At 33.6% G+C, this 9415-nt stretch carries 10 protein-coding genes; 7 read left to right on the forward strand and 3 right to left on the reverse strand.

Going from position 1 to position 9415, the window contains the following annotated elements; all coding sequences use genetic code 11:
- Positions 1-185: 185 nt before the first annotated feature.
- Together H8911_RS10975 and H8911_RS10980 are read left to right on the forward strand one after the other, a co-directional pair.
- Positions 186-1946 carry a M3 family oligoendopeptidase gene (locus H8911_RS10975; protein WP_186999684.1) on the forward strand — a complete coding sequence of 587 codons (1761 nt, stop codon included), beginning with the start codon at positions 186-188 and terminating at the stop codon, positions 1944-1946.
- An 87-nt stretch (positions 1947-2033) separates the two neighbouring features.
- Positions 2034-2813, forward strand: coding sequence for a hypothetical protein (locus H8911_RS10980; RefSeq protein WP_117926837.1), 780 nt, complete (start codon positions 2034-2036; stop codon positions 2811-2813).
- 14 nt (positions 2814-2827) lie between these two features.
- Here H8911_RS10980 and H8911_RS10985 read toward each other — a convergent pair whose 3' ends face one another.
- The 3 genes from H8911_RS10985 to H8911_RS10995 form a co-directional block, all read right to left on the reverse strand.
- Complete coding sequence (locus H8911_RS10985; protein ID WP_186999685.1) at positions 2828-3319, reverse strand: GGDEF domain-containing protein; 492 nt, start codon at positions 3317-3319, stop codon at positions 2828-2830.
- Positions 3320-3328: 9 nt separating this feature from the next.
- A complete protein-coding gene (locus H8911_RS10990) occupies positions 3329-3721 on the reverse strand; it encodes a PDC sensor domain-containing protein (RefSeq protein ID WP_186999686.1) in 393 nt (130 codons plus the stop codon).
- A 379-nt stretch (positions 3722-4100) separates the two neighbouring features.
- Positions 4101-4262 (reverse strand): hypothetical protein, encoded by a 162-nt coding sequence (locus tag H8911_RS10995; RefSeq protein WP_158567627.1) that lies wholly within the window; start codon positions 4260-4262, stop codon positions 4101-4103.
- A gap of 243 nt (positions 4263-4505) precedes the next feature.
- On the opposite strand from H8911_RS10995, the gene H8911_RS11000 reads away from it, so the two are divergent.
- From H8911_RS11000 to H8911_RS11020, 5 genes are read left to right on the forward strand one after another with little or no spacing between them, the layout of a single operon-like run.
- Complete coding sequence (locus H8911_RS11000) at positions 4506-4763, forward strand: TM1266 family iron-only hydrogenase system putative regulator (RefSeq protein ID WP_117926100.1); 258 nt, start codon at positions 4506-4508, stop codon at positions 4761-4763.
- Entirely contained in the window at positions 4756-5799 is a 1044-nt protein-coding gene (gene hydE / locus H8911_RS11005) for a [FeFe] hydrogenase H-cluster radical SAM maturase HydE (RefSeq protein WP_186999687.1), read from the forward strand. The genes H8911_RS11000 and hydE overlap by 8 nt, the downstream gene beginning before the upstream one ends.
- Positions 5800-5816: 17 nt before the next feature.
- On the forward strand, positions 5817-7265 hold the full coding sequence (hydG, locus tag H8911_RS11010; protein WP_117926104.1) for a [FeFe] hydrogenase H-cluster radical SAM maturase HydG: 1449 nt from the start codon (positions 5817-5819) through the stop codon (positions 7263-7265).
- Positions 7266-7267: 2 nt separating this feature from the next.
- Complete coding sequence (hydF, locus tag H8911_RS11015; protein ID WP_186999688.1) at positions 7268-8440, forward strand: [FeFe] hydrogenase H-cluster maturation GTPase HydF; 1173 nt, start codon at positions 7268-7270, stop codon at positions 8438-8440.
- Positions 8441-9256, forward strand: coding sequence for a M55 family metallopeptidase (locus H8911_RS11020; RefSeq protein ID WP_186999689.1), 816 nt, complete (start codon positions 8441-8443; stop codon positions 9254-9256). It abuts the gene before it with no gap.
- The last annotated feature ends 159 nt before the right edge of the window (positions 9257-9415 follow it).

The following is a 9415-nucleotide window of genomic DNA, read 5'->3' on the forward strand; positions in this document are numbered from 1 at the left end:
GGTTCTTTCAGTATGCATACACTAAATAAGTCGAATCACAACATTTAAGTCTTTTCTAAAATGTAACTCACATTGGTAAGCCGTATGCCTTAATAGGGCACGTATGGTTTGATAAGGGGTGGCAGAATTTAAACTCTGCCGCCTACTTTCTTATGGTATAATTTAATAAATTGGAGGAAATTGATATGAATTCAGAATGGTCATTAGACATATTGTACAAGGGATTTGATGATCCTAAATTTAGTGAAGATCTAACATCTTTTGAAAAGAAGGCAAAAGAATTGGATGAACTTTCAAAGACTTTAAGTCATGAAAATGAAAAGAAAGATCTTCTTCAAATTGTTAAAGTATTAGAAGAGTTTGAATTATTAGAAAAACATTTGAGTTGTTTTGGATCTTTGAGTCAATCCACAAATACGGCGAATGCGAAAGCAGCAGCAGCCATTGATAAAGTAGCTACTATCGCAAGTACAGCCAGTAAGGCTATGGCAGTATTCTCTCGCTATATTGCGGATATGAAGGATTTAAACAGCTATTTAAATTGTCCAGAACTTTGTGAATACAAATATTTTTTAAATGATATTCACGAAAGCGGAAAATATTTGTTAAGTGAAGACGTAGAAGAGGCACTTGCCAAAATGAATATTTCTGCAGGTTCTGCTTGGGAGAAGCAACAAAGTCTACTCACAAGTTCATTGGAAGTAGAATATGATGGTAAAAAGTTACCTTTGGCATCGGTTCGTAATCTAGCGTATGATGCAGATAAAGAAGTTCGTAAAGCTGCCTATGAAGCTGAACTTAAAAGTTATGCACCTATTGCGGATGCAGTAAGTTTTTCTTTAAACAACATTAAACTACAAGTGATTACCGAAGCTAAAATGCGTGGCTATACAAGTCCAATGGATATGACGCTACACCAGTCTCATGTATCCCAAAAAACATTAGATGCACTTCTTAGTGCAATGCAGAAATACTTGCCAGTATTCCATAAGTATTTGAAAAGAAAAGCTGAAATGTTAGGGTATGAAAATGGCCTTCCATGGTATGAATTATTTGCGCCAATTGGAAAATCAGCTACGACAAGTTTTACTCCAGAAACTACAAAAGAATATTTGGTTAATCATTTTAGACCATTTTCTGATGACTTGGCCGATATGATGGAAGAAGCTTTTGACAATAACTGGATTGATTTTTATCCACATAAAGGAAAAGTCGGTGGAGCTTTCTGCTGCAATATGCCGTTTGTGAAACAATCACGCGTATTAACTAATTTTGATGGAGGACTTGGTGACGTAGTTACTTTGGCTCATGAACTTGGACATGCATATCATGGATTAAACATTGAAAGTCATAGACCATTAAATTGGGAGTATTCTATGCCAGTTGCAGAAACGGCAAGCACATTCAATGAAAATATCATTATGAATGCAGTGATTGATGAAACAGAGGATAAAGAAGTTAAACTAGGTTTGATTGAAAATCAGCTTCAAGACTTATGTCAGATCATCTGTGATATTTATTCTCGTTACTTATTTGAAAAAGCCGTATTTGACAGAAGAAGTGATGAGTTCTTATTCAAGGATCAGTTGAATGAAATTATGTTGGACGCACAAAAACAAGCTTATGGCGATGGACTTGATCCAAATTGTTTACATCCATATATGTGGGTTTGTAAATCACACTACTATTCTTCAGATCTAAGTTATTATAACTGGCCATATGCTTTTGGTGGATTGTTTGCGCGAGGCTTAGTTGTGAAATATCAAGAGATGGGTAAAGAAAAATTCGTTCCTAAATACAAAGAGATGTTACACACAACAACGGTTGCATCGGTAGAAGATACAGCTAAAGTATTGGGTGTTGATTTAACGGATGAAGCTTTCTGGATTTCTGCATTAGAAACCGCAAAATCAAGAATTGAAGAATTTATCGAATTGTCGAAATAATTACTTGGAAACAAGCAATTATTTCTGCAAAAGTTTACAAATGATGATATAATCTATTGCGTTCGAATTTTTTCAAGGAGAGATTTAATGAGTACAGAAATGTTGATGAAAAATAGAGAACGTTTTATTAAAAACGTAAACAGTAATGAGAATGGTGCAGCCGCCCTTTCTTTAAGATTATTTTGTTACGCTAGATTTATGGCAGTAAAAAACCCGTATGCAGAAACGCATGACTGGGTATATGAAAACGAATTGACAAGTGTCCAAGCCAATCAATATGTATTCCGCTTACTGGATGGAAGTACAGAAAGACCATCTATGGATATGTTGATTCGTAAATTAAAAAGTGTTCGTTTGGTTCGTGATAGTGAAATGAATGGTAGAAAAATTTATGTTATCAAGTTCACGGATATCGAAATGGAAGAATTGATGAACAAGAGCATTATTGATAAGCCAAGCGAAAAGTTATTAAAAGAAAAGAAGTCTTCTGTAAAGAAAGAAAGAGAAGAAGTAGTAAATTCATCTTGGAAGGACATCTTTTTGAAAAATAGTAAAGGTGAGAACTTACAGATGTTACGTTTCTGGTTCTATATTCAATATAATGCTGAAAAGAATGGCAAGAAATATGTTTCTAGAAGCCTAGCGTTAAGTGAAAGTGCAATTGAATATGTGTATAGGGGTATCCCTAAAAGAATGGAAGTTTTGCAGGATTTATTTGCACAAATGAAACAGATGAAGCTGGTTAAAGAAGATGTAGTTAAAAACGAAATAGTAGTTCGTCCAGCTAAACTAGAAGGCTTAGAAATCAAAAATTATATTAAGGATAAGCCTGTTGATTTAATGAGCTTTAATTACACGAATGTATAAGAAAACGACGAGATTTAGTTCTCGTCATTTTTATATATTTTATAATTGTTTTTGCCTGTTCGTTTTGTTTGATACAAGGCTTGATCGGCATGGTGATACAGTTCCATAAAGGTTGTTCCATTAGGGGCAAAGGCAATTCCAATGCTGATTGATAATTTGAAATCTTTTAATTCTTCAATCTTTAATTCATTGACTTTTTGAAGTAGAGACTGAATTCTAGATTCAGCAATATTTTCATCTTGAATTAGAATAATAAATTCATCTCCTCCAATTCTTCCAACAATATCACTCTGTCTAAAATGATTCTTAAAGAGTAAGTTCAAGTTTTCTAAGACTTTATCACCTACCGCATGACCATAATTATCATTAACGGATTTAAGGGCATCTACATCAAGAATCAAGAAACAACAATGTTCTTTATTATTTAGTTTTTGATCAATGAGTTTTTGCGTTGTTTCCTTATTGAAAATGGAAGTTAATGGATCAATTTCAGATAAATGAATCAAATACTTATTTTATCTTGAACTTGAATGAGCCAAATACACTATAAGACTAAATACGATCAATCCTAAAAATGTTGCCAATAAAGTTTCATAGTGAATAATAAATGTATATGATTCTTGAGCTGCATGAACCGGTACGATATAGCCGACCATCCAATCATTGATTTTTAGCGGGGAATAAGCTAAATATAAAGATTCTTTCTTTTTTGTTTGAGTTAAGATAAGATCTGATTTTTGTTTCTTAAAATCGGTTTTGATTTTCTTTTGATTACAGACATTAAATAAATTATCGACTATATTTAGCTTATGCTTTTTTTCATACTGTTTATCTTTAGTGATTAGATTTCCATCTTGATCGACAATAAAACTTTTTCCTTGTTCCTCAAACAGATCATCAAACAACATATTGCTAGTTTTATGACATTGTAAGAACCGCCTACTACACCAATGACTTGTCTAACTCTAAAGATGGGCACGCATAAAATAACACGTGTTTTTTGATCAACACTACTTTCTAATGGATCTGAAAGAGATTGATTGCCTTACATAGATTCTTTAAAATATCGACGATGAGCTACATTTTTTATGACTTCATTATCATACAGAGCATTTCCATTTGGATCGATGATTGCTGTTCGATTTAAATCTGTATTATTCATAAAGTCTTGAATTAAAGAAACATTATCCTCTGAAAATAAATCTTGAGATTTAGGTAGTTCTTGTGTAAGTACATTTAAATAGGAATAGTTGATATTTAATATTGTATTTAAATGCTCACTTCGCCTTACAACATGATAATCGGAGTTTTTCTAGAATTATTTTCAACCGTAATTGAAATGCCGTTAAAGAAGATCACGATTCCCATAATCAAAGTCAAAATGAAAGTAATAATTGCGACAATATAGTTCGTAATGAATTTTTTTCTTGGAAAATAAGGATCTTTCATATGGGAACTTCTTCTTCTAATTATATCAAGAATTATGTTAAAAGAGTATTAAATTATATACAACTAACTATTCTTTGTGAAATCTATCACATTTTCGTGTATTATATAAGGTATAAAGAAAATTGCTCCCAACATTAAGAGAATTCTGCGTGAAAGGTGCTTATAAGAAATTTGTAAGTAGAACTATGGCTATGCTCTTTTTGTGTGTGGAGTATGGCTTTTTTCTTTAAGAAGGAGATGAATATGGAAACACGTGTTGCCGTGATGGGAATTATTGTAGAAGATACAAATGCAGTGAATCTATTGAATGAAATTCTTCATGAATATAGTGAATATATTATTGGAAGAATGGGAATACCTTACAAACAAAAACATATAAGTGTAATTTCAATTGCTTTAGATGCCCCACAAAATACAATTGCTGCTTTGGCAGGTAAATTAGGAAATATACAAGGAATTAGTGTGAAAACAGCCTATTCCAATGTGATTAGCCATGATTGAAGCATATCGATTGATTGATAAACTTGAAAGAGAACACTCTTTAAGTTTATTAGAATATAAAACTTTAATTGAAGCTGAAAATGATGCTTTACGCCTATATGCTGCTAATAAAGCGAAAGAACAAGCTACGTTAATATATGGGAATTCAGTTTATGTACGTGGACTTATTGAAGTGGGAAATTATTGTCGCAACGACTGCTTCTATTGTGGGATTCGCAAGTCCAATTTAAATTGTGATCGCTATATATTAGCCGAAGAAGATATTCTGCATTGCTGCAAAGAAGGTTATGAACTTGGTTTTCGCACTTTTGTTTTGCAAGGTGGCGAAGGAATTTATAAAAAGGATTTTGTCACAAATGTAGTTCAAAAGATTCGTAGTGAATATCCAGATTGTGCGATTACCCTTTCTTTAGGTGAAGAAGATAGAGATACATTTAAGGCTTGGTTTGATGCGGGAGCCAATCGTTATTTATTAAGACATGAAACGGCAAGTAAAAATCATTATGCAAAGCTGCATCCAAAAAATATGTCTTTTGATCATCGTATGCAGTGTTTAAAAGACTTAAAGGAAATCGGATATCAAGTAGGATGTGGCTTCATGATAGGTTCACCTTATCAGACCAGTGAAACTTTGGCGATGGATTTGAAGTTTATTGAAACATTTAAACCTGACATGTGTGGTATTGGTCCTTTTATTTCGCAAAAGGATACACCGTTTAAAGATATGACGTGTGGAACTTTGAATCAAACTTTATTCTTATTGTCTTTGATTCGTTTGATTCAACCAAACATTTTACTTCCTGCTACAACAGCTTTAGGAACGATTGATCCTCAAGGAAGAGAAAAGGGAATTCTTGCGGGAGCCAATGTAGTTATGCCTAATTTATCGCCGGTGAGTGTCAGAAAAAAATATGCATTGTATGATAATAAAATTTGTACAGGCGAAGAGAGTGCAGAATGTAAAGATTGTTTATCAAGGCGTATGGATTCAATAGGATACAAGATTGTAACTGATCGTGGAGATATTAAAAAATAAAAGAGGAGATATAAAAAATGAGTAATTATAACCCAAAATCATTAAAGGCAGAAGAATTTATTAGTCATGAAGAAATTCTTGAAACAATTGAATATGCCGAAAAGAACAAACATAATGTTGAATTGATTGATCAAATTTTAAATAAGGCTCGTCCACAAAAGACAGAGCATGGTGTTCATTGTGAGGGTTTAACACACCGTGAAGCAAGTGTACTTTTAGCTTGTGACATTCCTGAAAAAGTAGAAGAAATGTATAAGCTTGCCAATGAAATTAAACAAGCATTCTATGGTAATCGTATTGTGATGTTTGCCCCATTATATTTATCAAATTATTGTGTAAATGGATGTGTATATTGTCCTTATCACATGAAGAATAAACATATTAAACGTATTAAATTAACACAAGATCAGATTCGTGATGAAGTTATAGCGCTACAAGATATGGGACATAAACGTTTAGCTATTGAAGCAGGCGAAGATCCAGTACACAATTCAATCGAATATATCTTGGATTCTATTAAAACTATTTATTCGATTCAACACAAGAATGGTGCAATTCGCCGTGTCAATGTAAATATTGCGGCTACAACGGTAGAAAACTATCGTAAATTAAAGGAAGCTGGAATAGGAACTTATATCTTATTCCAGGAAACATACAATAAAAAGAGTTATTTAGAGTTGCATCCAACAGGACCTAAACACGATTATGACTATCATACAGAAGCTATGGATAGAGCCATGGAAGGTGGAATTGATGATGTTGGATTGGGTGTATTATTTGGTTTGGAAGGCTACCAATATGAATTTGCCGGCTTAATGATGCATGCAGAACACTTAGAAGCTGTTCACGGTGTAGGTCCACACACAATTAGTGTGCCTCGTGTAAAACATGCAGATGATATTGATCCAGAAGCGTTCGATAATAGTTTGGATGATGAAATCTTTGAAAAGATTGCAGCATGTATCCGTATTGCCGTTCCATATACTGGAATGATTATTTCTACACGTGAATCTCAAGAAGTTCGTGAAAAAATGCTTCACTTAGGTGTATCTCAAATTAGCGGGGCAAGTCGTACATCTGTTGGTGGATATACAGAAGAAGAACGTCCTCATGATTCAGAACAATTTGATGTATCTGACCAAAGAACATTAGATGAAGTTGTGAACTGGCTGATGGAGTTAGGTTACATTCCATCTTTCTGTACGGCATGTTATAGAGAAGGAAGAACAGGAGATCGTTTCATGTCTTTGTGTAAGACAGGGCAAATTCAAAATTGTTGTCATCCTAACGCATTGATGACTTTATGTGAATTTTTAGTGGATTATGCGAGTGAAGATACAAAGAGAATTGGTTTTGAGTTGATTGAAAAAGAATTTAACAAGATTCCAAATGCGAAAGCTCAACAAATTGCTCGTGACAATGTGGATGCGATCAAGTCAAGCAATCGTAGAGATTTCAGGTTCTAATTATGTCTAATTTAAATAGTACGATAAGCGCAAATCGTACACACATTGGATTTTTCGGTTTAAGAAATGCTGGAAAATCCAGTGTAGTCAATGCGATTACCAACCAGAGTATGTCTTTAGTTTCTAATATAAAGGGAACTACGACAGATCCAGTAAAGAAATCAATGGAAATCTTGCCGATTGGACCTGTTGTGATTGTGGATACGCCGGGTATGGATGATGAAGGTGCTTTGGGTGAATTGAGAATCAAAAGAACGTTAGAAGTTTTAAAAACAATGGATATGGCCGTATTGGTCGTTGATGCGAATGTAGGTCTACAAAAAATAGATTTGGATTTGATTGACATGTTTAAAGAAAATAAATTACCTTATTTTATAGTTTTTAATAAGTGTGATTTGATTGAAGAAAAGAAAGAACTGGCTTCTAATGAAATCTATGTGAGTGCTCTAAACAATGACAATATAGATGGATTAAAGCAATTGTTGGCTAGTGTCGTAAAGAAACAGAAAGAAAAGACAATTATTGGTGATTTAATTGATTCGGGCGATGTTATTGTGCTTGTTATTCCAATTGATCAATCGGCTCCTAAAGGAAGATTGATTTTGCCTCAACAACTTGTATTAAGAGATATTTTAGATCATCATGCGATTGGTATGACTTGTCAGGTAGAAGAATTGGATGCAACCTTAAAGAAGGTTACTCCAAAACTGGTTATTACAGATTCCCAGGCTTTTAACAAGGTAAGTCAAATCGTAGATAAATCTATTCATTTAACTTCTTTCTCTATTCTTATGGCACGCTTAAAAGGAAGCTTATCTACAGTGCTTGAAGGGGCCAATCAATTGGATCATCTTCAAGATGGGGATTGTGTATTGATTAGTGAAGGGTGTACGCACCATAGACAGTGTGGTGATATTGGTACGGACAAGCTTCCAAAATGGATCTTGAATTATACAAAGAAGAATATTACGTTTGAATTTACTTCTGGACAAGGATTTAAAGAAGATCTTTCGAAATATAGTGTTGTGATTCATTGTGGTGCATGTATGTTGAATGAAAAAGAAGTGCAGTCACGCGTAAAAGAATGTAAGAAACAGCATGTGCCATTCACAAATTATGGTATTGCGATTGCGAAAATGAACGGAATATTAGATCGTTCTGTAGAGGTGTTTTAGATGAAGAAAATATATATATCAGCCGATATTGAAGGTATTTGGGGAAACAGCAATCCGGCAAATACATCTAAGAATGGATACTTATATTCTGAATATTGTACAAATATGATGAATGAAGTAAATCTTGTGATTGATTTATTGTTTCAAAATGGCGTAGAAGAAGTTGTGGTCAATGATAGTCATGGAAATATGGATAATCTTCTTCCTTCAAAATTAGATCCTAGAGCTGCTTTTGTGTCCGCAAATGGAGCTTATAAGGAATTTGGGATGATGGAAGGTTTAGATGATTCTTTTGATGGAGCATTATTTATTGGATATCATTCTCGCTGTAACTCATCAGGCGTTATGGCTCATACGATTTGGGGTACTATGGTACGAAAAATTGTAGTAGATGGGAAAGAACTCGGGGAAAGTGGCATAAATCGATTGTTGGCAAACGAATTTGGAGTGCCAGTTATCTTAGCAAGTGGTGATAGTGAATATGGTAAGCAGGTAGAAGAAGAACTTGGTTGTGTATTTGTGGAAACAAAGAAAACATTAAACAATCAGTGTGCTTTGTGTTGTAGCTTTAATGAGTTGAAGAATAGATATACATATGGCATTCAAGAAGCTTTAAAAGCAGATGAAAAACCAGCTATATCTTCATCTCACACAATGGAAATAACATTCCATCATAGTCGAAATGCGGATTTTGTATCTCGTATGGACAATGTAGAAAAGATGGATGATTGTACGGTTCGTATCAAAAAAGAAACATATAAAGATTTATATGCCTTGATGCGTTTTGTGATTAAAGTATGTAATGCGTATGCCTAAAATAAGAAAACCATTCTAGTGTTGGCGTCTAGAATGGTTTCTTTTTGTTTATTATTATTTTTTTAGGAGAGAGATATGAATATTGGTTTATTTCTATATTCATTGCCTTATCTTTAAGGCACTTATAGAATATCATCCCATGTTGTTATAATTTTAGTA

This window comes from Holdemanella hominis (assembly GCF_014306155.1).
Lineage (GTDB): Bacteria > Bacillota_I > Bacilli_A > Erysipelotrichales > Erysipelotrichaceae > Holdemanella > Holdemanella hominis.

Coding starts and splice junctions, on each gene's coding strand:
- H8911_RS10990 (WP_186999686.1), bottom strand. CDS start 3,721: ATGTTGTTTGATGATCTGTTTGAGGAACAAGGAAAAAGTTTTATTGTC.
- H8911_RS10995 (WP_158567627.1), bottom strand. CDS start 4,262: ATGAAAGATCCTTATTTTCCAAGAAAAAAATTCATTACGAACTATATT.
- hydF (WP_186999688.1), top strand. CDS start 7,268: ATGTCTAATTTAAATAGTACGATAAGCGCAAATCGTACACACATTGGA.
- H8911_RS10975 (WP_186999684.1), top strand. CDS start 186: ATGAATTCAGAATGGTCATTAGACATATTGTACAAGGGATTTGATGAT.
- hydE (WP_186999687.1), top strand. CDS start 4,756: ATGATTGAAGCATATCGATTGATTGATAAACTTGAAAGAGAACACTCT.
- H8911_RS11000 (WP_117926100.1), top strand. CDS start 4,506: ATGGAAACACGTGTTGCCGTGATGGGAATTATTGTAGAAGATACAAAT.
- H8911_RS11020 (WP_186999689.1), top strand. CDS start 8,441: ATGAAGAAAATATATATATCAGCCGATATTGAAGGTATTTGGGGAAAC.
- hydG (WP_117926104.1), top strand. CDS start 5,817: ATGAGTAATTATAACCCAAAATCATTAAAGGCAGAAGAATTTATTAGT.
- H8911_RS10980 (WP_117926837.1), top strand. CDS start 2,034: ATGAGTACAGAAATGTTGATGAAAAATAGAGAACGTTTTATTAAAAAC.